Below are 25,017 nucleotides of genomic sequence, written 5' to 3' on the forward strand. Positions count from 1 at the left end.
CGCTTCACAGCTACACCTGCCGCTACGCGTGCCGCTGCATTTCCGCCGGCGCGTGCAGCGGCGGCCGCTCAATGCTGCGGCTGTTCGAGCACCGGCGTACGCCGGACCTCGGACATGTACATCAAGATCAGCGACACCCATACGACGCCGTAAAGCAGCATGAAGCAGCTTGAGCGGACCTTGAAGATATCCAGCAGCACGCCGAACATGATTGGCAGCAGGAAGCCGCCAAGCCCGCCCGCGAGCCCGACGATGCCCGTTACGACGCCCATGTTGGCCGGAAAATCATCGGCGACGTATTTGAACGTGGACGCCATGCCGAACGCGAACACGCTGCCGAGCAGGAACGCCAGCACGACGAAGCCCGTGATCGGAACGGAGATGTGCAGCGTGGCGTCGCCGCTGATCGTGTGAATGACGAGATCGGCGGGCGGGTACGAGAGAATGAAGAGGCAGATCCACGCGACCCACAGGCCCCACCACGTCACATTGTGTGCGCCGAATTTGTCGGCGAGCAGACCGCCCACGGCGCGCAGGATAGAGCCCGGCAGCGAGAATCCCGCCGCGAATGCCGCCGCGACCACCAGCGTCATGCCGTACTCGGCCTTGAGGTATTGCGGAATCCACAGCGAAAGCGCAGTGAAGCCGCCGAAGGTGATCGAGTAGTACTGGCACAGCCGCCATACGCGGGGGTCGCGCAGCACCTTGAATGAATCGGCCCACGAACCCTTCGAGGCACCCGCACCCGGGTCGCGTGCGGAACCCAGCCAGAAAATCACCGCGGTTACGAGCAGCGCGACGGCATAGACGCGCGGCACGAAGCGCCACCCGAAGGCCGCCTCCAGTGACGGCGTGACGAACAGATTGACCGCTGCGCCCACCGTGCCCGCGCCGAAGAAACCCATGGCGAAACCGCGCCGTTCAGGCGGAAAAAAGCGCGCGACGTAAGGTGTGCCCACCGCGAACGAAGCGCCGACACAACCGAGAAAGAGCCCGATGAGCAGGAACTGCCAGAGCTGGCTGGCGTAACTGACGATATACACCGGGATCGCGCAGACCACGAGCAGGCTGGTCATGACGATGCGGCCGCCGAAGCGGTCGGTCCACGCGCCGAGCGGCAACCGCATGACTGCACCGGTCAGCACCGGCGTTGCCGTGAGCAGGCCGAATTCGGTGCTGTTCAGGCCGAGCTCGTCGCGCAGCCGCACGCCGAGCACGCCAAACATCATCCACACGACGAAGCAAACAAGAAATGCGAGCGTGCTGACAAGCAGGACCGACCACGCCTGAATGCCGACGCTGGCCGGGGCAGCCGGACCCCGGCGGGCGGATTCGCTGGGCAGATTCATGTTGCCTCCAACCAGGGCCTGTTATGCATATGAACAGGCCCTGACGCTCTTCATTGAACGAGTGGGCTGGTTGCCGCTTCGAGCGCGGCATTCTCGAGTGAAGCTTCAGAAGCAAGAATCGATACGTATTGCTGGATGGCCTTGTTGCGCACGCGCTCGCTCAGATAGCGCGCGATATCGTCGGCTGCGTCTTCGAACGAGACGGGCACACCCGGCACGCGGCGGTCGACGCGCACGAGATGAAAGCCGAAGCGCGTACGCACGACATGCGGCAGAATGCCGACGTCGGTGCAATCGAACAGTGCCGCCTCGAACTCGGGCACCGTGTCGCCGCGCGCAAGCTGGCCGAGACTGCCGCCCACGCCCGAGGACGGACAGTTGGAAAGTTCGCCGGCAGCGGCCTCGAACGTGTCGGGCGCGTGCAGCAGCTGGTGCAGGGTTTCTTCGGCTTTCTGGCGCAGAAACGTAACCGGCACGCGTTCGGTCACGGCGAAGAGAATGTGGCTTGCAAATACGAGTTCGTTGCGTACGAAACGTGTAGGGTTCTGCTCGTAATAGCGTGCGCAGTCCTCGCGTGTGGCTTCGGGGACGCGCAATTCGCGCCCAAGCAGCGTTTCGAGCGTGTCGTCGTCGAGCGTGCCGTCGGGCGCGATCAATTCAAGCGCCGCGGCACGCTGCCGCAGCAGTTCCTGAACCACCAGTGCACGACGTGCCGCAAGCGCCGGATCGGGCGCATTCGTATAGTTCTGGCTTTCGGCGTCGATTGTCGCGGCGCTGATTTCTACGTCGTTGACGCGCGCGGGCAATTCGCCCGCGCCTGAATGCGGTGCTGCGTCCATCGATAAGTTCCTTGATTCCTGATTGAAGTGTTTAGCGCTTGCGCACGAGCTGGTACGGCCGGATCAGATACGCGACCGACGCGATACCGCTCCAGATATGAACCATGCGCGTGAAGGGCGAGACGAGGAAGATCGTGAAGCCTAGTGCGATGTGCGTCTGGTAGACGAGCGGCACGCCGTCGAGCAGACCGGCAATATTCGGCCGGAACGTGACGACACCCTTCACGTAATCGGTGAGCTGTTCGAACATCGCGCCGTCCATGTGATGCGACGAAAGCACGACGGTCCCGAGGCCGAGCGCAAGCTGCGCCCACAACATTAACACGATGACGATGTCCGATGCCTTGCTGTTATGGCGAATGCGCGTGTCGCCGAGGCGCCGGAAGATCAGGATCGTGAGGCCGACGATCGCAAACGATCCGGCGATGCCGCCTGCGATCATCGCAATCAACTGGTGGACCGTCGCCGACATGAACGGCGCGGTGAGCCAGTGCGGCGCGAGAAAGCCGACGAAGTGCCCGAGCACGACGACCAGCACGCCCCAGTGGAAGAGATTGCTGCCGATGCGTAACGCACCGCGTCGCAGCAGCTGCGATGTGTCGCTTTTCCACGTGTACTGTTCGCGGTCGAATCGCGCAAGCGAGCCGAATAGCAGCACCGCAAGGCAGATGTACGGATAGATGCCGAACAGGAACTGATGCAGATATTGGCCCATGACTGCTCCTCGCTGCGCGCGCGATTGGCGCAAGGTGGGTTAATCAGCGCGTGGTGCGCCGCGGGTGAAATTCCACGGGCGCGGTGGCCGGCTGACCGGCGCCCATGAACTGCACAGGCTCATCGGCCCACGCGGCGTCGAGCGCGCGCAGCCCGTCTTTGTCGTGCGGCGCGCCGGCGTCGTCGTCGTGTGCGAATTCGGGCAACTCGGTCTTGCCCAATCCCGCAAACGGCAACAGCGCACCGATGACATAAGCGTAGTGGCTGTTGCGACGGGCGAGCCCGGCCGTGATCGATTGCAGGATCTCCGCCGTTTCGCCGAGCAGCTTGTGCGCTTCGCCTGCATCGAGAATCGACAGATATTCGAGGAACACGGGTAAATAATCGGGCAACTGGCCGGGGCGCAGCAGCATGCCGTGCTTCTCGTACATCTGCAGGAGATCGATCATCGCCTGGCCGCGGTCGCGCGATTCGCCGTGCACGTGCTCGAACAGATGAAGCGACGTGGAGCGGCCGCGATCGAACAGTGCGACGTAATTCTCCTGGAGCGCGAGCAACTCGCGTGAGCCGAGATAGTCGATGAAGCGTAGCAGCTTCTCGCGCACCTCGGCGCCGAACGCGCGCTCGTCGCGCACCATCGCGCGGACTTCGTCGAGCGCTTCGACGAGCGCGGGCTCCGGGTATTCCAGGAGCGTCGCGATCAGGCGGTAGGTCATGGGTTGAGGACGGCTTGCAAACATCTCAGATCTCCTTGATCGGGATCTGGCGACGCCCGGTCTTCGGTGCGAAGAGACTGGCTTCGGTGCGCCCGTCCGAGCAGCCGTTACCGAACGTGAAGCCGCACGACGAACGCAGATCGAAGGCATCTTCCGCATATTCCCGGTGCGTCGACGGAATCACGAAGCGGTCCTCGTAATTGGCAATCGCGAGATAGCGGTACATGTCCTCGACCTGCGCGAGCGACAACCCGGCCTGATCGAGCACCTGCGGCGCGTCCACGCGGTCGACCTGGCGCGCGCGCATGAATGCGCGCATGGCCAGCAGCCGCTCCAGCGCGACCTGTACGGGCTTTTCGTCGCCAGCGGTCAGCAGGTTCGCGAGATAGCGCAGCGGAATGCGCAGCGAGTGGACATCGGGCAGCCAGCCGTTCATGCCGAGTTCGCCGCTGTTGGCCGCCGCATTGATCGGCGAGAGCGGCGGCACGTACCAGACCATCGGCAGCGTGCGGTACTCGGGATGCAGCGGGAACGCGATCTTCCAGTCGATCGCCATCTTGTAGACCGGCGAGCGCCGCGCGCCTTCGAGCCACGCCAGCGGAACGCCGTCGCGCGTGGCCTGTTCGATCACGGCGGGATCGAACGGATCGAGGAACACGTCGAGTTGCGCCTGGTAGAGATCGGTTTCTTTCTCGACGCTCGCCGCTTCGCGAATGCGGTCGGCGTCGTAGAGCAGCACGCCGAGGTAGCGGATCCGCCCCACACAGGTTTCGGAGCAGACCGTGGGCTGACCCACCTCGATACGCGGATAGCAGAAGATGCACTTCTCGGCCTTGCCGCTTTTCCAGTTGAAATAGATCTTCTTGTACGGGCAGCCGGAGACGCACATGCGCCAGCCGCGGCACTTGTCCTGGTCGATGAGCACGATGCCGTCTTCCTCGCGCTTGTAGATCGAGCCGGACGGGCAGGAAGCGACGCACGCGGGATTGAGGCAGTGCTCGCACAGCCGCGGCAGATACATCATGAACGTGTTTTCGAACTGGCCGTAGATCTCTTTTTGCACGTTCTCGAAGTTATAGTCCTTCGAGCGTTTCTCGAACTCGCCGCCGAGAATTTCTTCCCAGTTCGGCCCCCACTCGATCTTCTCCATGCGCTCGCCGCTCACGAGCGAGCGCGGCCGTGCGACCGGCATCGCATTCGTGTGGCCTGCTTCCTGCAGATGGGCATAGTCGAAGGTGAACGGCTCGTAGTAGTCGTCGATTTCGGGCAGATGCGGATTGGCAAAAATCTTTGCGAGCAGCCGCCACTTGCTGCCTTGACGCGGCTCGATATCGCCGCCCGGTTTGCGCACCCAGCCGCCGTGCCAGCGGTTCTGGTTTTCCCAATCCTTGGGATAGCCGATGCCGGGCTTCGTTTCGACGTTGTTGAACCACGCGTATTCCATGCCCTCGCGGCTCGTCCAGACGTTCTTGCAGGTCACGGAGCACGTGTGGCAGCCGATGCACTTGTCGAGGTTCAGCACCATTGCAATCTGTGCACGGACTTTCATGAGGTCTCTCCCTGGCGAAGTGCTTGCGGCATGGCGCCGACCGGCGTTTCCTCGTCGAGCCAGTCGACGCGCTTCATCTTGCGCACGATGAGGAATTCGTCGCGATTCGAGCCGACTGTGCCGTAGTAATTGAAACCGTACGAGAGCTGTGCGTAACCGCCGATCATGTGCGTCGGCTTGATTGCGACGCGCGTAACCGAGTTGTGAATGCCGCCGCGTGTGCCGGTAATTTCCGAGCCCGGCGTGTTCACGATTTTTTCCTGGGCGTGGTACATCAGCACCATGCCGCGCGGAATGCGCTGGCTCACCACGGCGCGCGCGCATAGCGCGCCGTTCGCGTTGTAGCACTCGATCCAGTCGTTATCCGCCACGCCGATTTGCGCGGCGTCCTGCTCCGAAATCCAGACGATCGGCCCGCCGCGCGAGAGCGTGAGCATCAGCAGATTGTCCGTATACGTGCTGTGAATGCCCCATTTCTGGTGCGGCGTAATGAAGTTGAGCACGATCTCCGGATTGCCGTTCGAGCGCACGCCGGACAGCTTCTCGTAGCTGCCGGTGTCGATAGGCGGTTTGTAGACGCACAACTCCTCGCCGAAGGCGCGCATCCACGCGTGATCCTGGTAAAGCTGTTGCCGCCCGCTCAGCGTGCGCCATGGAATCAGTTCGTGAACGTTCGTGTAACCCGCGTTGTACGAAACGTGTTCCGATTCGATCCCGCTCCACGTGGGCGACGAAATGATCTTGCGCGGCTGGGCCTGGATGTCGCGAAAGCGGATTTTCTCGTCGGCGCGGGCTTCGGCCAGATGCGTGTGGTCGATGCCGGTGAAGGACGAAAGCGCCTGCCACGCCTTCATCGCGACCGCGCCGTTGGTTTCCGGTGCGAGCGAAAGAATGACTTCGGCGGCGTCGATGGCCGTCTCGATGCGCGGCCGTCCCTGCGCGTCGCCCGCTTCGGGCGCCTCTGAACGATAGTTCAGGTCGCCGAGATGGTCGACTTCCGACTGCGTGTTCCAGCTAATGCCTTTGCCGCCGTTGCCGAGTTCGTCCATCAGCGGGCCGAGCGAGGTGAAACGGTGATACGTCTCGGGGTAGTGGCGCTCGATCGTGATCACGGACGGCATCGTCTTGCCCGGAACCGGCTCGCATTCGCCGCGCTTCCAGTCCTTTACCTCGAACGGCTGGGCAAGCTCGCCGGGCGCATCGTGCGCAATCGGCGCGAGCACCACGTCGCGCTCGACACCGAGATGGCCCTTGCTCATCTCGGAGAAGCGCTTCGCGATGGCCTTGAAGATTTCCCAGTCGCTGCGCGATTGCCATGCCGGGTCGACGGCCGCCGAAAGCGGGTGAATGAACGGGTGCATGTCGGACGTGTTCATGTCGTCCTTCTCGTACCACGTGGCCGTGGGCAGCACGATGTCCGAATACATGCAGGTCGTCGACATGCGGAAGTCCAGCGTGACGAGCAGATCGAGCTTGCCGCGCGGTGCTTCTTCGTGCCACACGATTTCATCGGGGCGCGGCAGCCCGTGTTTCGTGACCTCTTCACCCTGCACGCCGTTCGTCGTGCCGAGCAGGTGCTTCAGGAAATACTCGTGCCCCTTGCCCGAACTGCCGAGCAGATTCGAGCGCCACACGAACATGTTGCGCGGGAAAGCAACCGGATTGTCGGGATCTTCGCAGGCGAGCTTGAGGCTGCCGTCCTTGAGGCGGCGCGCGACTTCGGCGCCGGCCTTCGACGGGTCGTCGAGCGAGCGGCCAAGATCGAGCGGATTGCTCATGAATTGCGGCGCCGAGGGCAGCCAGCCCATGCGTTCGGCGCGCACGTTGTAGTCGATCGGCAGGCCGTGGTACGCCGATTTATCGGCGAGCGGCGAGAGCAGATCGTCTGGATTCATCGGATCGTAGCGCCACTGGTCGGTGTGCGAGTAGAAGAACGACGTGCCGTTCATGTGGCGCGGCGGCCGGTTCCAGTCGAGTGCGAAGGCGAGCGCCGTCCAGCCCGTTTGCGGCCGCAGTTTCTCCTGGCCGACGTAATGCGACCAGCCGCCGCCGGACTTGCCGATGCAGCCGCACATCACGAGCATGTTGATGATGGCGCGATACGCCATATCCATGTGGAACCAGTGATTGATGCCCGCGCCGATGATCACCATCGAGCGCCCTTCGGTCTTGTCGGCGGTTTCCGCGAACTGCCGCGCGACGTTGATGACGTCGTCGCGCCTGACGCCGGTGATCGCTTCCTGCCAGGCCGGCGTATAGGGCACGTCGTCGTCGTAGCTCTTTGCCACGTCCTTGCCGCCCAGACCCTGATCGAGTCCATAGTTCGCGACGAACAGATCGTAGACCGTGGCGACGAGGCGCTCGCCCTCGCGTGTCGCGACACGCCGCACGCCGATGCGCCGCGTCAGGATCGAGTCGTGTCCCGTGTGCGGGAAGTGCGGATGCACGACATTGCCGAAGTAGGGGAAACCGACGTCGACGACATCGTCGTGGCCCGATACGAGCGACAGCGCCGGTGTGAACGCGTTGCCCCCGGCAGTTTCTTCGCGCAGGTTCCACTTGCCGCGGTCGCCGCCATCCTGCTGGCCCCAGCGGAAGCCGACCGAGCCGACCGGCACGACGAACGCGTTCGTCGTCGAGTCGATGGCTACGGTCTTCCATTCGGGATTGTTGGTCTGGCCGAGCGCGTCGCTGAAATCGCTCGCGCGCAGATAGCGGTCGGGCACATAGCGGCCATTGCGCTCGACAAGCGTGACGAGGCACGGCATATCGGTGAAGCGCCGGCAGTAATCGGCGAAATACGCGCTCTTGCCCGCGAGATGGAATTCCTTGAGGATCACGTGGCCCATCGCCAGCGCGAGGGCCGCGTCGGTGCCTTGCTTCGGATGCAGCCAGATATCGCCGAATTTCGCGCCTTCGGCGTAATCGGGGAAAACGGAAACGATCTTCGTGCCGCGGTAACGCGACTCGACGAGGAAGTGGGCGTCGGGCGTGCGCGTTTGCGGCACGTTCGAACCCCACATGATGATGAAGGCGGAGTTGTACCAGTCGGCGGATTCGGGCACGTCGGTCTGCTCGCCCCACGTTTGCGGCGAGGCGGGCGGCAGGTCGCAATACCAGTCGTAGAACGAGAGGCACACGCCGCCAATGAGCGAGAGATAACGCGAGCCCGCCGCATACGACACCATCGACATGGCGGGAATCGGCGAGAAGCCGATCACGCGATCGGGGCCGTGGTGCTTGATGGTATGCACATTTGCGGCGGCAATGATTTCGAGCGCCTCGTCCCAATTGGCGCGCACGAACCCGCCAAGACCGCGACGCGTTTGATAACTTTTACGCGCTTCATCGTCGTCGACGATGGCTTGCCACGCGGCTACCGGATCGAGCGTGCGGCGCTTCTCGCGCCACAGCTTGACGAGCGCGCTGCGCATGAGCGGATATTTGAGGCGGTTCGCGCTGTAGAGGTACCACGAATACGACGCGCCGCGCGAGCAACCGCGCGGTTCGTGATTGGGCATGTCGGGGCGCGTGCGCGGATAGTCCGTCTGCTGGGTTTCCCACGTGACGATGCCGCCTTTCACGTAGATCTTCCAGGAGCACGAACCGGTGCAATTGACGCCATGCGTCGAACGGACGATTTTGTCGTGCTGCCAGCGCGTGCGGTAAGCGTCTTCCCATTGCCGGTCTTCATCTGTGACGGCGCCGTGGCCGTCGGCAAATTGGGGGCGCGCCGTAGTGAAGTAACGCAGACGATCCAGAAAATGACTCATGGCATCTCCAGGTTTCGCGTTCGAGCTACGCGTTCAAGCAGGTACTTATTAAATGGGAAGACCTGAAATAAGTAAAGGCAATGAATGAAACACGAAGGGCGAGCATTCCCCCGTTGTCGATACGTACGCCCGGATATATCGTGTTGGCGATGTACCGGTCTTCAAATCAGAATCTAGCGCATTGCGTATCGATTCGTATCCAACCCTGCCATACGATCAGGCTGGCTACGTGTGCTATTCGTGCTGTACTGCCTGTTTGCGCGGGCTGATGCCACGCGGCGACGTTTCGGCCAGCTCATGCTGTCCCCTCCGAATCGCAATGTACAGGTTGAAGTGCTGGCTAAGCCATAGGGAATTTGCGGCGCGCGTAACTTGGGTGGTTCAATTGTCGATTCGCCTGGAATGAACAAATTGCCGAAATAAGAGCAAACATGTGCCGTGCGCCGAACAAAAAGACTACATGCGGAAGACCAATATACGCGGACTACTGGATCAGGTCATGTTCGCCTATGAACTATACGTGCACACGCCCGATCCCGACTCCTGCGCGTGACGGCTTCGCGGAGACAGGTTCGCCGCACTGCCGCAAACACCGCAAGATAGAAGAACGGATCTTGTGACGATGGCGGAACTTGCGTGTGACGAACTTCCCAGCCCGCCACCGCAACACGCGCGGAAGAGGCATACATGAAACGCAGCGCTAATACACCGCTTATGCAACGCTTGTGCAAATCAGGCATTGCATTTGCAATGAGGCTCGTAGCGCACAGGCTTGAACGTATCACAACATGACGTAAAATAAAAGCAAGCCCACGGTGGGCGGCGCCCAGATCCGACGCGGTTCGCCGCAGAATACAGACATGATTGGCACGGATGGTGCGCATCCCCGAGGGATGTGCATTTGCGCCGACCTGCTTGACCGTTCCACCTTGGGCCCCGGCTTTTTCACCGTTGGCGGGCAGCGAAAAAACGCTATGCGCCCGGGGAGAACAACTATGCTGGTGACGTTTCAATCGCGTGCCGCACCTGACGTGGTGATGCTCAGGGATCTCGCGCAATATCTGCTGGGACTCATGGGCAGGCGGCTCGATACGCGCGGCGTTATTCTGCATGACGAACTACATCATGCGATAGAACGCATGGAGTCGGAAATTGCAGACGCTGAACGCCATGAATCCGCACTGCAATACTCGCGCGGTCGCAATCGCACAGCCGCGAACGAACTCTCTCAGCGTGCATGGCCCCTTATCACGATGATGAGAGCGGCCGACACGGTGCACGCAGACATCATCTGGGGACTGTAGCGCTGCCGGTCAGGGTGGCGTGGCATGGACGGCGTGGTCCGCTCGATGCCGCGCGCCGCCATGCCAGAAGACACTTTCGCGCGGGACGTCATGACGCGAGCGTTCCGGCCAGGAAAAGGAGACGCAGTGAATTCAGGGTGCGTGTCGAGCCATCCGGGTGTCATGGCGATGGTGACAGCTTTGGCGTTTGCCGTTGCCTTATTCGCAGTACCGTGCGTGCAGGCCGGTGCGCAAGGCGTGTGCTCGACGCAGCGTTCCGGTGTTCAATGCTGCGGCGCGTCGTGTCCTCACACTGGCGTTCAACGCACTCAATGGACTATGCGCGGGCTACAAGGCCCTGATCGCTCTCGCACCGAAGTTCCCATCCCGCCGCCGGTTGTCGCCTTGCTGCCACCGTTCGATCCGCAGTTCAGCGTGCCGTTCACGCTTGCGACGTGGCCGGGCGACCGGTGGTCGAGCGGTGCGCTTGCGCCGTCGCCGAATGCGTCGCCCGCAGGTGAGCGCGGCAACGGCATGCATGTGAATTTCCTGTGGCTTTCCGTCTAATCCTGCAATCGGATCGACATCTTTATCGATGCAGCGCGATGTGGGTGCGCGACATTCACTTCTCGATTTGGGGAATCGTGAATGTGCCTTCGAGTGTGCGCAATTCTGCGCGGTGCATTTCTGCGAGACGAATGAGAATTTGCTCGCCCGCATCGAGCAAATGAACTTCGACTTGCCGCCGGTCCTTGTCGCTCACCTTGCGCACGACCAGTTCGAGCGCCTCGCAGCGCGAGACCAATGCGACCACGCCGTGATGCTGCGCCTGGAGCCGTTCGGCGAGTTCGCCGATCGTCGCCCATTCGCGGCCCGGGTAACCCTTGATGTGTAGCAGCAGCAAATATTGAAGCGGCGTGATGCCTTCGCCCTGGGCAGCCTGTTCGGAGAAGCGCTCGAAGCGTCTCATCTGATACCGGAACGCCGAGAGCTGCTCAAAATTTAATTTGGTCAGTTCGTGCGTGGATGTTTTCATCGGCCATCCATTGCGGAGATTGAGCGAAAAAAATTATCACAGGGTGATATTCGCGGAAGCGAAAAGATTATCACAGGGTGATATTCGCTGGCGGCCCGCAGTCTGTGGCGAAAGCGCGCGGCGTCGTGTGCCCGTCATTTGCCTGCGCCAGTGGACGGCACGCAGGTCAGCACGAGCGTGCCGTTGTGTCTCGATGCGCCGCGAACCATCGCGCGATGAAATATGCCTTGTCCGCAGGACCATTCGGCGACCAGATCGGCCGGGCAGTCGTGCCGGCCTGTAACCGGGTTTGTACCTGCGTTTGTACCATTAGCTGCCGACGCGACTGCATAGCGGCAGGTGACGAGCGCATTGCAGTGCGCAGCGAGATCGCGCGTGACATTGCCCTCGTGCGCGCCGCAGTTGGCGCCGTAGCTGCCCGACTCGATGTGAATGGATTGAGCGAACGCGCCCGCGCTGGACGACCACGCGCAGGCGATGCAGAGCAACGCACCGGCTTGCCGAAACATGATGACTCCCCCTGCGACTCGCGCTGCCGCGCGAGCATGGCTTCGGTTCCCCGAAGCTCATTACCCGCCAACGTGGGCGGGCGGTTCAATCTGGAGCCGTGACGGTGTGCAGCCGCGCGTTGTCTGCACGTGGGCAGTTCAACCTTATTGCGACTGCGTTTGTGCGGCCGCGCGCGCGGCGCGTTCGCGTTCCACGCGTTCGGTCACGTCACGCGCCATGGCCACTGAACCGATGACCTGAGCGTCGTCGTCCTTGACGATTGCGAAGGACATTTCGACGTAAAGCTTCTGTCCATTCTTGTGAGCCGCACGCGTGAGCGTCGGACGGCCGCCGAGCCGCGTGACACCGCTCGCGACGGCAGCATCGAAGCCCTTCCAGTGCGGTGCGCGCAGATGTTCGGGAATGATGAGATCGAGACTTGCGCCAAGCGCTTCTTCCTTGCTGAAGCCGAACATGTGGCTCGCTGCCGCGTTCCAGCGGACGATCTTTCCATCACGACTGGCGTAAATGAGGGCGTCGGTCGTCTGTTCGAGAATCCATTCTGCGATCATGGGATGGTTTGGAGTGGGTTTGGAAAACTTGAGTGTATCCGCAATTTTCCTGCATGCGGATGCGGGTACATACCGCGTTTACGATATGGCGATGCGCACGTAGCACGGCGTCGTATTTTTCGAGTAGATGGCTGCGCAAAATGGCGGCGAGTTTTTCGCCGTCGCGCGCTGGTTTTCACACGCCGGGGTTCATACGCCGGGGTTCACACCCGTAAAGCGACCTTGCGCCGCCGGGATACGTGGATTACCGTGACTGAAGCATTTGCTTCAACCTCTGCGTACGGCAATTCAACTGAAGAAAGACGGCGGCCATGGCGAATCGCGATCCAGGCCATCCGGTCGATTACGACCGGCTCTACTATCGGCTCGACCTGGAGCCGGGGGCGTCTGCGGCCGAAATCACGCGCAAATACCGGCAACTCGCGCAGATTCTTCATCCCGACAAGTGGCGGCATGCGACGCCCGCGCAGCAGCACTGGGCCAACGAGCAATTCAAGAACATGAAGCACGCGCGCGAGGTGCTCGATCGTTACTGGTCGGAGCATCACGAAGCGCCGTCGAGCCATTCGATGCCAGGCCGCGAGCAGATCGACGTGCTGCACGCTGCGTTGCAGCAGTTGCAGACGCAACGTGAGCGCGCGCAGGCAGAGCTTGGTGCGCTGCACATGGAAAAGGCGCGCGGCCTCGACGAACTGCTGCGCATGAAGGCCGAACGCGATGCTTTGCTCACGGAACTCGTGAGCCTGCACGATCGGGCCGCGCGTGGGCGTGCGCAGGCCGCGCAATTGCGCGATCAGGTGATGGCGGATGCGGCGCATCCGGCCGATGGCGCGCCGCAACAGCGTGGTGCCGTGCGCGTGCATCTCAACGATCCACGTTATGTCTGGCTGTTCAGTTTCGGCGCGATTGTCGCGGTGTTTTTCGCGCTCTATCTGCTCGCGCACAAGCTCGTCGCGATGCTGTTCGCGCCGCTCGCGCTCCATAACGCAGTGCCGTGGCTGGCGAGCCTGCTGCAATGGGCGCTCGTGATGGGCGGTGCGGTGCTTGTCTACGGCAATGGCTGGGCGCGCTACACACTGCATCGGGCGCAGCGCGCCGGGCAAGAGCGGATCGTGCCGCTGTCGCCCGAACAGTTATGGCAGCGCGTGCTTGCTGCGTTGCGCAGCCAGGAACGCAGCGGCGTGGCGTGGTCGGTCGAGTCGTGCGAAATCGCGCCAGACGATTCCGCGCTCGAACTTCGCGCAGTCATGCGACTGTCGCCGCACAGGCGGCGGGCCGCCGCGCGCACGCATCGGCATATCGTGACGTTTCGCTGTTGGGCGCGCGCAGCGGGCGCGTCGCAGACGGCGCTTCGCTTCGGCTTCGATGTGGCCGCACCGATCTGGTGGCGCGTGCCTGTCGCGAGCGCGGTCAGCGCATTGTGCACCTGGATGGCGGACGACCTCGCCCGCCGGCCCAGCGATTCAGAATACCTGCCTGAACACCCAGTAAAGGGCCGCTGACAACGCAATCGACGCGGGCAGCGTGAGCACCCAGGCCAGGATCAGATTGCGCACCGTGGCCCACTGGAGCCCGGAGCAGTTGGCGGTCATCGTGCCGGCCACGCCCGAGGCGAGGACGTGCGTGGTGGAGACGGGCAGACCGTACACGTCGGCCATGCCGATGGTGAGCATGGCGACCGCTTCTGCCGACGCGCCCTGCCCATACGTGAGGTGCTGCTTGCCGATCTTTTCGCCCACCGTCACGACGATGCGCTTCCACCCCACCATCGTGCCGAGCCCGAGTGCAATCGCCACGGCCACTTTCACCCAGGTGGGAATGAACTTGGTTGCGTGGTCCATCTGTTTGCGGAATGCGCCGAGTGCCGCTGCATCCTCCGGGGCGAAGGCGGGTGTTTGGGCTTTATCCATCAGGCGAATCGCCTCGGATGCCACGTACATGTCGTTGCGCACGTTATCCACCATCGACTGCGGCACGGCCGCCATCGAACCCGAGCGGCTCACCTGGTCGGCGATCGTGTCGGTGAGCTGGCGCAGCGCGGGCAGCGTGGCCGGCTTGAGTCGATGCGTGCGCACGAACGCCTCGACTTCCGCGCGCGGGTGCTCGGGCGGCGCGTCTTGCGTATATCGTCCGAGCGTCGCGGACGCGTGGCGGGCGACCGCAACGAAAGTGCTGGTTTCGGCAGGCGTCACGGCCTTGTTGAGTGCGTAGGCCGTCGGCACCACGCCGATCAGGATCAGCATGATGAGGCCCATGCCTTTCTGGCCGTCGTTCGAACCGTGCGCGAACGATACGCCCGTGCAGGTTGCCACGAGCAGCGCGCGGATCCAGAACGGCGGCGGCTCGTGGCGTTGCGGCTGGCTGTAGAGCTTCGGCACGCGCACGAGGAATTTCAGCACGATGAACAGCAGGCCCGAAAACAGGAAGCCGACGATCGGCGAGAACAGCAGCGCCTTGCCGACGCCGCCCGCCTGGCTCCAGTCGACGCCACTCGTGCCGGAGGGGCCGTTGATCAGCTGGTTCATGATGCCCACGCCGATGATCGAGCCTACGAGCGTGTGCGAGCTGGATGAGGGCAGGCCGAAATACCAGGTGCTGAGATTCCAGATGATCGCGGCAATGAGCAGCGCGAAGACCATCGCGAAGCCCGCATGGCTGCCCACCTGAAGGATCAGCTCGACCGGCAGCAACTGCAGGATGCCGAACGCGACGGCGCCGCTGGAAACGAGCACGCCGAGAAAATTCCACGCGCCCGACCAGATCACGGCGAGATGCGGATCGAGCGAGTTCGTATAGATGACGGTGGCGACGGCGTTCGCGGTGTCGTGAAATCCGTTCACGAATTCGAAGCCGAGCGCGATGACGAGGGCGAGACCGAGGAGGACAAAGGGGAGTGCGGAGCTTTCGCGCACGGCGCGCAAGTCTACGACGAGATGCTGGACAACATAGAGCGTGCCAGCCGCCAGGATCATGGCGAACAGGCCGGTGGCAAGTCCGCGTCGGCCCGTGGGGCGCAGCTGGGTATAGGGTATGTCCGACATTGTGGTTCCCGGTTGGACGGCGTGAGCTTGTCGCGCGGATACCTTGCTATACCGCGAGGTCACGACGCACCGTTCGCAAACTTTCGCGATGGGCGCGGACGTAGTTGAGCCGCCGGGCCGGGAGATCTGTGAAAACGCGCCAGTTTCTCACAAATGGGGCACGTAGGTGTCCGGCGCGGGTGTGCTTTCGCGCGCTAGCCGACGTTGAAATTGCGACTGGTCGCGCAAGGTCTGTCGCGTTGCGCAGCGCGTGCAGAGCGGCAATTGCCGTTGCGTGTGCGCCGGAGCATGGCGAAAGCCGGGGGTGGAGGGGGCCGCGACGCTGCGGCAACACGCCTCAGGCGTACCCGCATAATCCGCGTTGCGCCAGCCCGCAACGGCGCGGTGCAATCGAACCTTGAGAAACACGCACGCAGCGACCGATTAAAGGTGTTCGCAGACAGGAATAAAGCCTTCCACAGGGTGTTAGCGGAATATCCGAACCTTGCGCGATTGAAAGGTTGTAAATCTCACTTTTTGTTTTTTCGATTTTTTCGAGTGTGCGCGAACCAGGTTGAGCAAGCGAATGAGAACGGGACATGAACATCCGTGACGAACTGATCGAACACGTGCCGCGCCTGCGCCGCTACGCGCGGGCGTTGATCAACAACCGCGAACTGGCGGACGACCTCGTGCAGGATACGCTGGAGCGCGCGCTCGGCCGCACCGGCCTCTTTCGCACGGGCACCGACCTGCGTGCCTGGCTCTTCACGATCATGCACAACATCTTCGTCAACCAGGTACGCAAATCCTCGGCGCGCGGCATGCATGTTTCCGTCGATGACGAGAGCGTCCCGGAGGCCGAATACGCGGTCCCATCGAGCCAGCCGGGCACGCTGGAGGTGCGCGATCTCGACTACGCGCTGCAGCGTCTGCCCGACGAGCAGCGCGAGGTCGTGCTGCTCGTCGGCCTCGAAGAAATGAGTTATGCCGATGTGGCGCTGGCGCTCGACATTCCGATTGGCACGGTCATGTCGCGTCTTTCGAGGGGGCGTGAGCGGCTGCGGGCGCTCATGGCGGGTGCGGTTCCGCGGGTGAACCTGAAGGTGGTGCGATGAGCGATCGAATGAATCCGGTTACGGAAGAGGAACTCCACGCCTATGTGGACGGCGCGCTACCGGAATCGCGCAGGGCGGACGTCGAGCGCGAACTCGCGCGCCGCCCCGATTCTGCTGCGCGCGTGAGCGATTATTTTTCGCTGAACCATCTGCTGCACGACCGCTATGACCGCATCTTGAGCGAGCCTGTGCCTGCGCAACTGCGTTCCGCGCCCGAAGGGCGCCGTAAGCATGAGACCGCGAACTGGCCGCGTTTTGCGGGGATGGCGGCGGCGCTCGTGATGGGCATCGGCATCGGCTGGGGCGTGCATTTCGGCACGGACGCGATGACGGCTTCGACGAACGGCAGCGATATTCACGCGGTCAGTGCGGACAGCAGCGAGCTTTTGGCGCGCCAGGCGGCGTTTGCGCATGTCGTCTACATGCCCGAGATCGCGCGCCCGAACAATATGAGCCGCCGTTCGCAGGAACAGGACTTCGTCCAGTGGCTGTCGAACCGGCTTGGCACCCATGTTCACCCGCCGATGCTCGAAAAGAGCGGCTTCGAACTCTCGGGCGGAAGGCTGTTGCCTGGCGACGATGGCACGCAGGTCGCGCAGTTCATGTATCACAACGCGAAAGGCGAGCGCATCACGCTTTGCATCTCGCATCACAAGGTCAGTTCGAATACCACGGCATTCAAGCTGTATCAGGATGGTCCGGTGAACGTGTTCTACTGGGTCGATGGTGATTTCGGCTACGCGCTTTCGGGCGGCATCGACCGCGACGTGCTGTTGCGGGTGTCGCACGATGTCTACGCGCAACTGAACGCACGCAAGGCGAATTGATCCGCAGTGATCCATAGTGAAGCGCAGGGCGGGCGCAATGCCCGCCTTTTTGCAGGGGCCGGCGGCAATGCGTTGATGGAGGAAAGTCACTACACGGTGTGTCATTTCGGCGTGAAACGTGCGCTATAAACCGGGTGCTCGCTCCAGACCACACGCCCGCCATATTCGCCATACTCGCCGCCATCTACGCTTACGCCAGACGTGCGGCAGTCCATTCGGCCAGCCTGGCAACGGTATTCATATTACGGGCGGTTCCCATTTGGGCGGCGGGGATTTTCAGTTTTGAGCGCGCGATTCCGTCCGGGTAATGGACGTAAATTTCACGCGTTCCCAATGCAATTTCTTCCGTATCGATGCCGCTTACGGTGGCGAGCGTATTCGCAGGCGGTGCTGCGTCGAGAAAGATCGCAACGGTTCGGTCGGGCTGTGCCGAAGCGAACGGATTGGCGTCGACAATCGCAGCGAGTTCCTTGCCGGTTCGGACCAGCACGCCAACGGGTTTTCCGGCGCAGGCCTTGAGCGTGCGTTCTAGTGCGGCCTTGATATCGGCCTCGGAAAGCGCGCTTTCGAAGACGACGTTGCCGCTTGCGATATACGTGCGAACGTTAGCAAAGCCGAGCTGTTCGCACATCGCGCGAAGTTCGGCCATGGAGAGTTTTCCGGTGCCGCCGACATTCACGGCGCGCAGCAGGGCGGCGTAGTGGTGCATCCAGGTAGTTTAAGGTTTTTCAGCCAGCGGCGATGCGCAGGCGAGGCGGTATCGGTTTTCCGTGGCCTGATTGATTTGCACTCCAGTACAGATCAGGCTGGAAATCACGGCGCTTTGTTCATGACGGAACATCCGCCTGTTTCTTTCAATCATGCATGCAACGCGTGGCTGAATCCGGTCCGGCGTGTAAATTAGCTACAAACGCAAAAAACGGTATATACTGTTTTTTCCATGATACGGGTGACCAACATGACCAATCCAAACCTGCGTGAGCCCACGAAAAAGGCTTTTCATTTCCCGAAATCCGCAGAAGCACATGAAGAAAAACCGCTGGAGAAGCCCGCGGCCAAATCGGAGAAGCGCGGCGCTGCAACCACGCGCGTGAAGACGAAAGCCAAGACCAAACCGGAAGCAACGAAAGCCACGGCCAAGCCCGAAGCGACTGAGGCCAAGGCCAAGCCGGAAGCGGCTGAAGTCGTGGCTGCCGAACCGGCTTTGAACGGCAAATCCGCTCGCGCGAAGAAAGAAAACCCGAAAAAAGTCAGCGCAAAGAAGGAAAAGGTGGTGCGCGACAGTTTCACGATGCCCAAGACCGACTACGAGAAGATTGCAATCCTCAAGAAGAAGTGTCTGGATGCGGGCGTCACCGTGAAAAAGAGCGAACTGCTGCGTGCCGGATTGCAGTTGCTTGAGTCGACGTCCGAGAAACGCCTGCTCGCGGCGATTGCCGCCGTTGAAACCGTCAAGACCGGCCGTCCTGCGAAAACGGTTTGAGGCGCGTGCGATTGCACCATTGAATCAGGCCAATATCGATGAATACACACTGTGCATTCATCGCCTGAACGGCCACGGCGAGCGCGTCGATGCCGCGCTCGCCACACTCGCCACGCCCGACTGTCCCCACGCGCAAACCGATGCGAGCGCGATCAATAGCCGCCGGATACCCTCAGTAGCGTGCGGTCTCTATTCATTGAAAGCTCCGGGTGTCGTGGGTCACAGCATCAGAATGCGTGACGGATGCCGATCATCGCCGCCGTACTCGACCTGCCCTGTGGAACGGGCGCGCCGTAGACGATCGTCTGGCTCATCATGCCGCGGTTGTTGACGTACCCGACCTGCGCGTAAGCGCGGGTGGTCTTGGACAGGCTGTATTCGGCGCCCACCGCGAAAAGACTCGACCGGTTGGACGAAAAGTTCCTGTCTTTCAGGTAATAGAAGCCCGACGTCACGTTGAAGAATGGGTTGAACTGGTAGCCGAGCCCCCCGGAAAACATTTCAAAGTTGGCCTGGCGGCTTTTCGCGGGGTTTTTGCCGATGCTGTATGACGTCGACACCGAAAAGCCGTTGAACGTGTACCGTGCGCCGACATAATAAAAGCGGTTGTTGTTCAGGCCTGTGGCTGGCGTCACGGCGCCATTGGGCGCAAACGGGTTCGCGTCGTGTCCGTTGTAGTACACGGCAGCGAGGTTCAGTCCGTAGTTTGAATACTTGAGCACGGCCGACTCGCGCGTACCGCCCTGAAACTGGCCGGCCACGCCGCCCGGCGCGTACTCGAGCGCAAACGACGCGCCATAAAACTTCGGCGACTGGTACACGATCGCATTGTCGTCATACAGTGCGCCGATCGAGCCGTTCGTGCTGTTGCCGGGCCAGCCAGCCGCCTGATTCAGGCCGAGCCACCCAGTCAGGATACTGCCGAAGTATTGAGCGTTCCGTACGTCGGTGTCCGCCATCGCGTAGATCATCGGCACGATCTGCCGGCCGAGATCGATCGTGCCGAACGGCCCCGAGACGCCGATCGTGGTCTGCTGGTTGAACATCGCGGTGGCGGTCGGCGCATCGGGCAGCCCGGCTCTTCCGGTAGGCAGATTGAACGACCCCTGCAGCTTGAAGTTGACCTTGTAGCCGCCGCCGAGGTCTTCGCTTCCCTTCAAGCCCCAGAGGCTCGAATAGATGCCGCCGTCCTTGAGCTCGTAGACGTGCCCGAGATTCACCTTCGACTGAAAGTTACTGGCGTTCGCGCTTTGATACAGGAACCCGGTATCGAGGATGCCGTACAACGTGACCGATGATTGCGCGTGTGCCGCACCGGCGAGCGCGCCGAATGCCGCCGCCGCGAGCAGTTTGATCTTCATGCCGTCTCCTTTTTGGTGGTATATGCGCTTGTCCTGGCGCGGCTTGCCGTCCGCCCGCCAGCAGGCCGTCATGTCAGCCGACCCATTCGCGCAGTCGTTTTTTGTCGAGCTTGCCGACGCTCGTTTTCGGGATCTCCTCCAGAAAGACGATGCGCGCCGCCTCCGGCACCGCATAGCGGCTGATGCGATTGGCCTCGGCGAGCGCGAGCAGATGCGCGCGCACTTGCTGCACCGTGACGGGATCGCCTGGACGGCGGACGACGAGTGCCAGCGGCCGCTCCCCCCATTTCTCGTCCTTCACGCCGATCACGGCGCTCTCCTGCACGCCCGGCACTTCATTGATCAGCGATTCGATCTCGATCGACGACACCCATTCCCCACCTGTTTTGATGACGTCCTTGATGCGATCGACGATCTGCACGTAGCCGTCGGAATGCATGACGGCGACGTCCTGGGTGTGCAGGTAGCCGCCCGCCCACAATTGCTCCGACGCCTCCGGCTTGCCGTGATAGCCCAGCGTGAGAAACGGCGCGCGCAGAACGATCTCTCCCTGCGACTTGCCGTCGTGTGGCACGTCGCGCATGTCGCCGTCGACGACGCGCAGTTCGACGAGCGGCACGGGACGCCCGGCCATGCAGCGTGTGCGCACGCTCTCGTCGATGTCGGCCGGTGCCGCACCCGGCGGGAATTGAGCAAGCGCGACGACGGGCCCTGTTTCCGACATGCCGTAGCCCGTGAACACGTCGATGCCCTGCGCAAGCGCCGCGCGGCACAGCGCAGGGGACAGCGCGGAGCCGCCGATGATCATCTTCCAGCCCGACAAGTCCAGGCTGTCGCGCCGCGCGCCGTCGACGAGCATCTGCAGGATCGTCGGCACGCAATGCGAAAACGTGACGCGTTCGGCGCGCTTCAGACGCAATAGCGCGTCGGGCAGATAGCGGCCCGGCAACACGATCTTCAGTCCCAGCGTTACCGCCACGTAGGGCATGCCCCAGGCGAGCACATGAAACATCGGCGTGATCGGCATGTAGACGTCCTCGCGATGCAGACGCTGGCCGTCGCGAGGCGAGGCGAGTGTCGCAGCCGTCGCAAGCGTGTGCAGCACAATCTGGCGGTGGCTGTAGCTCACACCCTTCGGGTCGCCGGTCGTGCCGGTCGTGTAGAACAGCGCGGCGCGGGTCCGCTCGTCGAAATCCTCGAACGCGAAATCAGGCGAGGCGGCTTCCATCAGGTGCTCGTATTCGCCCGCAACCGGCAGGCTAGACGCGGCGAGCGGCGGGTCGCAAACGTCGTCAGTGGCGACGATGAGCCTGGGGCATTGCACGAGATCCTTGCGGATGCTTTCCAGCAACGGCAGGAATTCGGCGTGCACCACGAGTACTTCTGCACTCGAATCGTTGAGCGTATAAGCGATCTGCTGCGGCGAGATGCGCGCGTTCACGGTGAACATCGTCGCGCCCATCATCGGGATGGCGAAATAGCTTTCGAGGTAGCGGTGACTGTCCCAGTCCATTACCGCGACGGTGGTGCCGGCTTTCACCCCCTGCAAGGCCAGCATGCTGGCGAGCTGGCCGATTCGGCGGCGCAAGCGGGTGTAGTCGTAGCGCAACTCGCCGCGATACGTGATTTCCTGGTTCGCGCTGACCGCCAGCGCATTCACCAGCAGCTGCTTGACGAGCAGAGGGTAGTCGTACGCCGACGGGGTAGGCGTCACGAGATGTTGATGTACGGAGGGTGCTTGCACAGCGTGGGTTCCTTGTTGTGCCATCCACGCAACCAAGCATACTCACGCGATACCGTCTGTTCCCCTCCCGGCGAGGGAGGGCTGCGGCGCGAGGCCCACGCCAGCCCTACGCGCTCTCGAGCAGACCCAGCACGAGCGCCCTATGCACCACGTGCCTGCGTGAACTGGCGTCGAGCTTGCCGAACAGGTTCTTCAAATGCCACTTCACTGTCCCTTCGCCGATGGCTGCGGCGACGGCGATCTCCTTGTTGGAGAACTTGCGCGCGAGCAGTTCGAGGATCTCCCGCTCCTTCGGCGTCAGCACCACGCTCGGCACCGCGCGCGGCCCGCCCGTCGCGCGATGGGGCGGCGCCGGAGCAGGGGCGACGGGCTGCGCCGGCACGGCGTAGCCGCTCCGCCCCGATTCACTCCGCTCCCCATCCACGCGCCCGATCCACTCGGCCAACGCCGGATGGGCGTCGATCAGCGTGCGCGCCGAACCGCTCGCTTGCGCGAGGTTCATCGCCTCCAGCAGCAACGGCCGCCCGTCGCCGGTTGTCTGCTCGAGCGCCAGCGCGCGCAGCGCCATGATCTCGACGCGATAGTGGCCGAGCCTCATCGCGTCAGCGACCGCGCCAGCCTCGACCAATGCTTCGAGCGCCCGACGCCAGTCGCGCGAGGCGATTGCCGTGCCGGCGCGCGACAACGCGGCGAGGAGTGTCATCGAACGCTGCCAGATCGGCCCGTGGCGCGTCGATTCCTGCCCGATCAGCGCGTCGATCCGCTGCATCAGGCCGTCGCAGGTTTGCCCCCGGTGGCGCCCTGCATGCAGGCGGATCTGTTCGGCGAGACTGACGGCGCACAGGCGCGGCTGCCTGCGCGCGACGCCCATCGCAAACAGTGCCTCGAGCAAATCCACCGCGCGATGGTCGCGCCCCTGCGCCGCGGCGATGCGCGCCGCGGCGCGGTAGGCGATCGTCACCGTTTCAGGCGTGCCGCCGCGCTCCAGCACGTCGAGCCGGTTCGCCAGCAACGCACCCGCGCTGTCGATGCGATTGGCCTCGTAGGCCTGCATCGCGGCCATCGCCGCGAACATGCAGGTCAGCGGATGGCGTTGCCCGAGGTCGGCTTCCGCGCTTGCGAGCGCGGGCAAGAGCACTTCCCCCGCGAGATGCAGCTGACCTTCCCACAGATAGCTCAACGCGGTGATGTGGTCGCCCCAGCGCACCAGAAAGCCGGCTCCTTTGCCGACCTCGCCGCGCGGCACGTTCCGCAGGTGACGCCGCGCCTGCGCCGGTTCACCAAGCAGCATCGCCCGCGCCGCCAGCCGGTTCGCGTGGGCCTGTGCGAGCCAGGACGCGCTCTCCGGCGCCTCATCGGCCCACGGCTCGAAAATCTCGAGGAAGCTGTCGACTTCGTCGGCGTAATAGGCCGCCGCGCTCCGGATCAACGCGCATTCGTAGCGCAACTCGCGCTCCGTCTCACACCCCGCCTCGATGCGCTCGACCTGCCGTTCGGCTTCCTGATGACGTTCGCCAAGCGCAAGGGCCCACGCGGCGGCGAGGCGCAGCCGGGGGCGGCGCTCCAGTTCCGCTTCAGGCAGCAGATCGAGCCAATCGAGCACGGCCTGATGGCGACCCTGCTTCACGGCGTCGTGGAGGCACCGTTCGGCGAGATCGTAAGCAATCTCAAGCTGGCCCGCGGCATGGGCGTGCCGCGCGGCCTCCTCGATCATGCCCTGCTGCGTCAGCCACTCAGCCGCGCGGCCGTGCAGTTGCGTCAGCGCTTCGTCCGTGAACTGGCCTGCGCGCACCGCGAGCACTTCGCGCACCAGCGTATGCAGCCGGCACCAGGCATTGTCCTCGGACGTGACAAACACCGGTGTCTCGCGGATGAGGTCCGCGAGCCGCGCAGGCGCGTTCGTGTCCTCCGTCAGCGCGCGGCACAGATCCGGATGCAACCGGTCGACGATGCTTACGCGCGTCAGGAACGCCTTGTCGTCGTCGGACAGTTTGGCGAGCAATGCGCTGACGAGATGATCGCGCAGCGCACCCTTATTCGACGCCATCGCCTCGACGACCTGCAGCGGGTCGGCTGCGCGCGCCATCGCGGCGATTGCGAGCTGCAGGCCGAGCGGCCAGCCGTCGGTGAGCTGGAAGAGGCGTGCGCTCGCGTCGGCATCGATGCGCGCCCCGAAGCGCTTGCCGATCAGCGCAATGGTTTCGTCAAGGCGGAAACCAAGCCGGTCCGGTCCCACCAGGACACCCTGCCCGTAGGCCAGCAGATCGTCGACCGCGACGTCGAGCCCGAGCCGCGCCGCCACCACCACGCGCAGATTCGGCGGTGCGTTGTGCAGGATGTAGGCGAGCGCCTCCCTGCCCGCGTCGGGCAGCCGCTCGGCCTCGTCGACGATCAAAAGCACATCGCCCGGCAGCTGCGACACTTCGGCGAGCCAGGCTGTCACGCCTTCGAGCACGCCGGGCGACGCCATGCCGCCGTCCATCAGCAGCCGCCCGAACGACGGCCGCGCGTAGCCCGACCGGACGGCCTGCACGAGGCCCAGCAGGAAACGCTGTGCGTCGTCGCGCTCGTCCGACGAAAACCAGACGACCGCGACGCCGCGGGCCAGCTGCTCACGGCGCCATTGGGCGAGCAGCGAGGTCTTGCCGTAGCCGGCGGGCGCCTGGATCACGACGACGGGGTAGTCGCGGACATACGGGTCGTCGCTCGCCAGACGCGCGCGCATCAGCAGATGCGGCTGCGTGCGCGGTGCGGCGGTCTTCAGCAGGAATTCGGCTGCGGCGCTATCGATCAGGGTGCTCATTCGTTTCGTGAAATCGTAGCCGGGGATGCGCGGCGCTCCGTGAGCCGCCACGCGAAAACACGCCTTCTCCCCGGCACCCGGCGGCCCCTCCCCTCGCGAGAGGGGTGACCGGAAGGCGACGGCACTACGATACTTTCCAGCAGATGTTTCACAAGGGGGAAAACCATGAGATGCGTGTCGATCTCTCCGGTCGAGCGGTCCTGGAGGGTCGGCTGACGCCGTCATGTGAAGGTACTTCAGGCAGCGCGGACGGGCTAATCTCAAATCATGCGGGGCATGACGCACCCACCCGCTTGTGAAACCAGCACGAATAGCAGAAGCAGCAGCCTGCACACATCGAA

At 63.1% G+C, this 25,017-nt stretch carries 21 protein-coding genes; 6 read left to right on the forward strand and 15 right to left on the reverse strand.

Going from position 1 to position 25,017, the window contains the following annotated elements; translation table 11 throughout:
- Nucleotides 1–68: 68 nt before the first annotated feature.
- Genes EPN59_RS04960 through EPN59_RS04985 form a run of 6 tightly spaced genes read right to left on the reverse strand, consistent with a single transcriptional unit; the run spans nucleotide 69 to nucleotide 8,940 of the window.
- Nucleotides 69–1,349, reverse strand: a complete 1,281-nt coding sequence (locus EPN59_RS04960) for a nitrate/nitrite transporter (protein ID WP_293042152.1) — start codon at nucleotides 1,347–1,349, stop codon at nucleotides 69–71.
- 50 nt (nucleotides 1,350–1,399) lie between these two features.
- On the reverse strand, nucleotides 1,400–2,188 hold the full coding sequence (locus tag EPN59_RS04965; RefSeq protein WP_293042155.1) for a peptidylprolyl isomerase: 789 nt from the start codon (nucleotides 2,186–2,188) through the stop codon (nucleotides 1,400–1,402).
- 31 nt (nucleotides 2,189–2,219) lie between these two features.
- Nucleotides 2,220–2,903, reverse strand: a complete 684-nt coding sequence (narI, locus tag EPN59_RS04970) for a respiratory nitrate reductase subunit gamma (protein WP_293042158.1) — start codon at nucleotides 2,901–2,903, stop codon at nucleotides 2,220–2,222.
- A gap of 43 nt (nucleotides 2,904–2,946) precedes the next feature.
- The gene (gene narJ / locus EPN59_RS04975; RefSeq protein ID WP_293042161.1) at nucleotides 2,947–3,642 is read right to left on the reverse strand and encodes a nitrate reductase molybdenum cofactor assembly chaperone; all 696 of its coding nucleotides are present in this window, start codon (nucleotides 3,640–3,642) and stop codon (nucleotides 2,947–2,949) included.
- Nucleotide 3,643: 1 nt separating this feature from the next.
- Entirely contained in the window at nucleotides 3,644–5,167 is a 1,524-nt protein-coding gene (gene narH, locus EPN59_RS04980; protein ID WP_293042164.1) for a nitrate reductase subunit beta, read from the reverse strand.
- Entirely contained in the window at nucleotides 5,164–8,940 is a 3,777-nt protein-coding gene (locus EPN59_RS04985) for a nitrate reductase subunit alpha (RefSeq protein WP_293042167.1), read from the reverse strand. Before EPN59_RS04985 ends, narH begins: the two co-directional genes overlap by 4 nt.
- Nucleotides 8,941–9,935: 995 nt before the next feature.
- Here EPN59_RS04985 and EPN59_RS04990 point away from each other — a divergent pair.
- Nucleotides 9,936–10,244 (forward strand): DUF1840 domain-containing protein, encoded by a 309-nt coding sequence (locus EPN59_RS04990; RefSeq protein WP_293042170.1) that lies wholly within the window; start codon nucleotides 9,936–9,938, stop codon nucleotides 10,242–10,244.
- 384 nt (nucleotides 10,245–10,628) lie between these two features.
- Nucleotides 10,629–10,790 carry a hypothetical protein gene (locus EPN59_RS04995; RefSeq protein WP_293042172.1) on the forward strand — a complete coding sequence of 54 codons (162 nt, stop codon included), beginning with the start codon at nucleotides 10,629–10,631 and terminating at the stop codon, nucleotides 10,788–10,790.
- A gap of 55 nt (nucleotides 10,791–10,845) precedes the next feature.
- Here EPN59_RS04995 and EPN59_RS05000 read toward each other — a convergent pair whose 3' ends face one another.
- The 3 genes from EPN59_RS05000 to EPN59_RS05010 all read right to left on the reverse strand — a co-directional run bounded on the left by EPN59_RS05000 (nucleotide 10,846) and on the right by EPN59_RS05010 (nucleotide 12,320).
- Nucleotides 10,846–11,259: a helix-turn-helix domain-containing protein gene (locus EPN59_RS05000; RefSeq protein ID WP_293042175.1), complete on the reverse strand. Its 414-nt coding sequence runs from the start codon at nucleotides 11,257–11,259 to the stop codon at nucleotides 10,846–10,848.
- Between the two features lie 134 nt (nucleotides 11,260–11,393).
- Entirely contained in the window at nucleotides 11,394–11,768 is a 375-nt protein-coding gene (locus EPN59_RS05005) for a hypothetical protein (protein WP_293042178.1), read from the reverse strand.
- Nucleotides 11,769–11,912: 144 nt separating this feature from the next.
- Nucleotides 11,913–12,320 (reverse strand): PAS domain S-box protein, encoded by a 408-nt coding sequence (locus EPN59_RS05010; RefSeq protein ID WP_293042180.1) that lies wholly within the window; start codon nucleotides 12,318–12,320, stop codon nucleotides 11,913–11,915.
- A 311-nt stretch (nucleotides 12,321–12,631) separates the two neighbouring features.
- Here EPN59_RS05010 and EPN59_RS05015 point away from each other — a divergent pair, with 311 nt between their 5' ends.
- On the forward strand, nucleotides 12,632–13,822 hold the full coding sequence (locus EPN59_RS05015) for a DnaJ domain-containing protein (protein ID WP_293042183.1): 1,191 nt from the start codon (nucleotides 12,632–12,634) through the stop codon (nucleotides 13,820–13,822).
- Here the strand turns inward: EPN59_RS05015 and EPN59_RS05020 are convergent.
- Complete coding sequence (locus EPN59_RS05020; protein WP_293042186.1) at nucleotides 13,784–15,361, reverse strand: inorganic phosphate transporter; 1,578 nt, start codon at nucleotides 15,359–15,361, stop codon at nucleotides 13,784–13,786. The genes EPN59_RS05015 and EPN59_RS05020 overlap by 39 nt on opposite strands.
- A gap of 578 nt (nucleotides 15,362–15,939) precedes the next feature.
- Between EPN59_RS05020 and EPN59_RS05025 the strand changes: the two genes are divergently transcribed.
- Both EPN59_RS05025 and EPN59_RS05030 read left to right on the forward strand, forming a co-directional pair.
- A complete protein-coding gene (locus tag EPN59_RS05025) occupies nucleotides 15,940–16,458 on the forward strand; it encodes a sigma-70 family RNA polymerase sigma factor (RefSeq protein WP_293040007.1) in 519 nt (172 codons plus the stop codon).
- The gene (locus EPN59_RS05030) at nucleotides 16,455–17,285 is read left to right on the forward strand and encodes an anti-sigma factor (RefSeq protein WP_293040010.1); all 831 of its coding nucleotides are present in this window, start codon (nucleotides 16,455–16,457) and stop codon (nucleotides 17,283–17,285) included. Before EPN59_RS05025 ends, EPN59_RS05030 begins: the two co-directional genes overlap by 4 nt.
- Nucleotides 17,286–17,475: 190 nt before the next feature.
- Here EPN59_RS05030 and EPN59_RS05035 read toward each other — a convergent pair whose 3' ends face one another.
- Together EPN59_RS05035 and EPN59_RS05040 are read right to left on the reverse strand one after the other, a co-directional pair.
- Nucleotides 17,476–17,994 carry a DUF1697 domain-containing protein gene (locus EPN59_RS05035; protein WP_293040013.1) on the reverse strand — a complete coding sequence of 173 codons (519 nt, stop codon included), beginning with the start codon at nucleotides 17,992–17,994 and terminating at the stop codon, nucleotides 17,476–17,478.
- Between the two features lie 9 nt (nucleotides 17,995–18,003).
- Nucleotides 18,004–18,147, reverse strand: coding sequence for a hypothetical protein (locus tag EPN59_RS05040; RefSeq protein WP_293040016.1), 144 nt, complete (start codon nucleotides 18,145–18,147; stop codon nucleotides 18,004–18,006).
- Nucleotides 18,148–18,243: 96 nt separating this feature from the next.
- Here EPN59_RS05040 and EPN59_RS05045 point away from each other — a divergent pair, with 96 nt between their 5' ends.
- Complete coding sequence (locus tag EPN59_RS05045) at nucleotides 18,244–18,768, forward strand: hypothetical protein (RefSeq protein WP_293040018.1); 525 nt, start codon at nucleotides 18,244–18,246, stop codon at nucleotides 18,766–18,768.
- 227 nt (nucleotides 18,769–18,995) lie between these two features.
- Here EPN59_RS05045 and EPN59_RS05050 read toward each other — a convergent pair whose 3' ends face one another.
- From EPN59_RS05050 to EPN59_RS05060, 3 genes are all read right to left on the reverse strand, one after another.
- Complete coding sequence (locus EPN59_RS05050; RefSeq protein WP_293040019.1) at nucleotides 18,996–20,129, reverse strand: porin; 1,134 nt, start codon at nucleotides 20,127–20,129, stop codon at nucleotides 18,996–18,998.
- A 73-nt stretch (nucleotides 20,130–20,202) separates the two neighbouring features.
- Nucleotides 20,203–21,897, reverse strand: coding sequence for a fatty acid--CoA ligase (locus EPN59_RS05055; RefSeq protein ID WP_293040021.1), 1,695 nt, complete (start codon nucleotides 21,895–21,897; stop codon nucleotides 20,203–20,205).
- Between the two features lie 82 nt (nucleotides 21,898–21,979).
- Nucleotides 21,980–24,676 (reverse strand): LuxR C-terminal-related transcriptional regulator, encoded by a 2,697-nt coding sequence (locus EPN59_RS05060; RefSeq protein WP_293040023.1) that lies wholly within the window; start codon nucleotides 24,674–24,676, stop codon nucleotides 21,980–21,982.
- Nucleotides 24,677–25,017: the final 341 nt, after the last annotated feature.

The sequence above is a fragment of the Paraburkholderia sp. genome (assembly GCF_004298475.1).
GTDB lineage: Bacteria > Pseudomonadota > Gammaproteobacteria > Burkholderiales > Burkholderiaceae > Paraburkholderia > Paraburkholderia denitrificans.

Bases quoted from the DNA above. Each gene is read 5' to 3' on its own strand.
- EPN59_RS05015 (WP_293042183.1), top strand. From the start codon at position 12,632: ATGGCGAATCGCGATCCAGGCCATCCGGTCGATTACGACCGGCTCTAC.
- EPN59_RS04990 (WP_293042170.1), top strand. From the start codon at position 9,936: ATGCTGGTGACGTTTCAATCGCGTGCCGCACCTGACGTGGTGATGCTC.
- EPN59_RS04965 (WP_293042155.1), bottom strand. From the start codon at position 2,188: ATGGACGCAGCACCGCATTCAGGCGCGGGCGAATTGCCCGCGCGCGTC.
- EPN59_RS05020 (WP_293042186.1), bottom strand. From the start codon at position 15,361: ATGTCGGACATACCCTATACCCAGCTGCGCCCCACGGGCCGACGCGGA.
- EPN59_RS05010 (WP_293042180.1), bottom strand. From the start codon at position 12,320: ATGATCGCAGAATGGATTCTCGAACAGACGACCGACGCCCTCATTTAC.
- narI (WP_293042158.1), bottom strand. From the start codon at position 2,903: ATGGGCCAATATCTGCATCAGTTCCTGTTCGGCATCTATCCGTACATC.
- EPN59_RS05035 (WP_293040013.1), bottom strand. From the start codon at position 17,994: ATGCACCACTACGCCGCCCTGCTGCGCGCCGTGAATGTCGGCGGCACC.
- EPN59_RS05045 (WP_293040018.1), top strand. From the start codon at position 18,244: ATGACCAATCCAAACCTGCGTGAGCCCACGAAAAAGGCTTTTCATTTC.
- EPN59_RS05005 (WP_293042178.1), bottom strand. From the start codon at position 11,768: ATGTTTCGGCAAGCCGGTGCGTTGCTCTGCATCGCCTGCGCGTGGTCG.
- EPN59_RS05000 (WP_293042175.1), bottom strand. From the start codon at position 11,259: ATGAAAACATCCACGCACGAACTGACCAAATTAAATTTTGAGCAGCTC.
- EPN59_RS05060 (WP_293040023.1), bottom strand. From the start codon at position 24,676: ATGAGCACCCTGATCGATAGCGCCGCAGCCGAATTCCTGCTGAAGACC.
- EPN59_RS04960 (WP_293042152.1), bottom strand. From the start codon at position 1,349: ATGAATCTGCCCAGCGAATCCGCCCGCCGGGGTCCGGCTGCCCCGGCC.
- EPN59_RS05055 (WP_293040021.1), bottom strand. From the start codon at position 21,897: ATGGCACAACAAGGAACCCACGCTGTGCAAGCACCCTCCGTACATCAA.
- EPN59_RS05025 (WP_293040007.1), top strand. From the start codon at position 15,940: ATGAACATCCGTGACGAACTGATCGAACACGTGCCGCGCCTGCGCCGC.
- narH (WP_293042164.1), bottom strand. From the start codon at position 5,167: ATGAAAGTCCGTGCACAGATTGCAATGGTGCTGAACCTCGACAAGTGC.
- EPN59_RS05050 (WP_293040019.1), bottom strand. From the start codon at position 20,129: ATGAAGATCAAACTGCTCGCGGCGGCGGCATTCGGCGCGCTCGCCGGT.
- EPN59_RS05040 (WP_293040016.1), bottom strand. From the start codon at position 18,147: ATGATTGAAAGAAACAGGCGGATGTTCCGTCATGAACAAAGCGCCGTG.
- EPN59_RS04985 (WP_293042167.1), bottom strand. From the start codon at position 8,940: ATGAGTCATTTTCTGGATCGTCTGCGTTACTTCACTACGGCGCGCCCC.
- narJ (WP_293042161.1), bottom strand. From the start codon at position 3,642: ATGTTTGCAAGCCGTCCTCAACCCATGACCTACCGCCTGATCGCGACG.
- EPN59_RS05030 (WP_293040010.1), top strand. From the start codon at position 16,455: ATGAGCGATCGAATGAATCCGGTTACGGAAGAGGAACTCCACGCCTAT.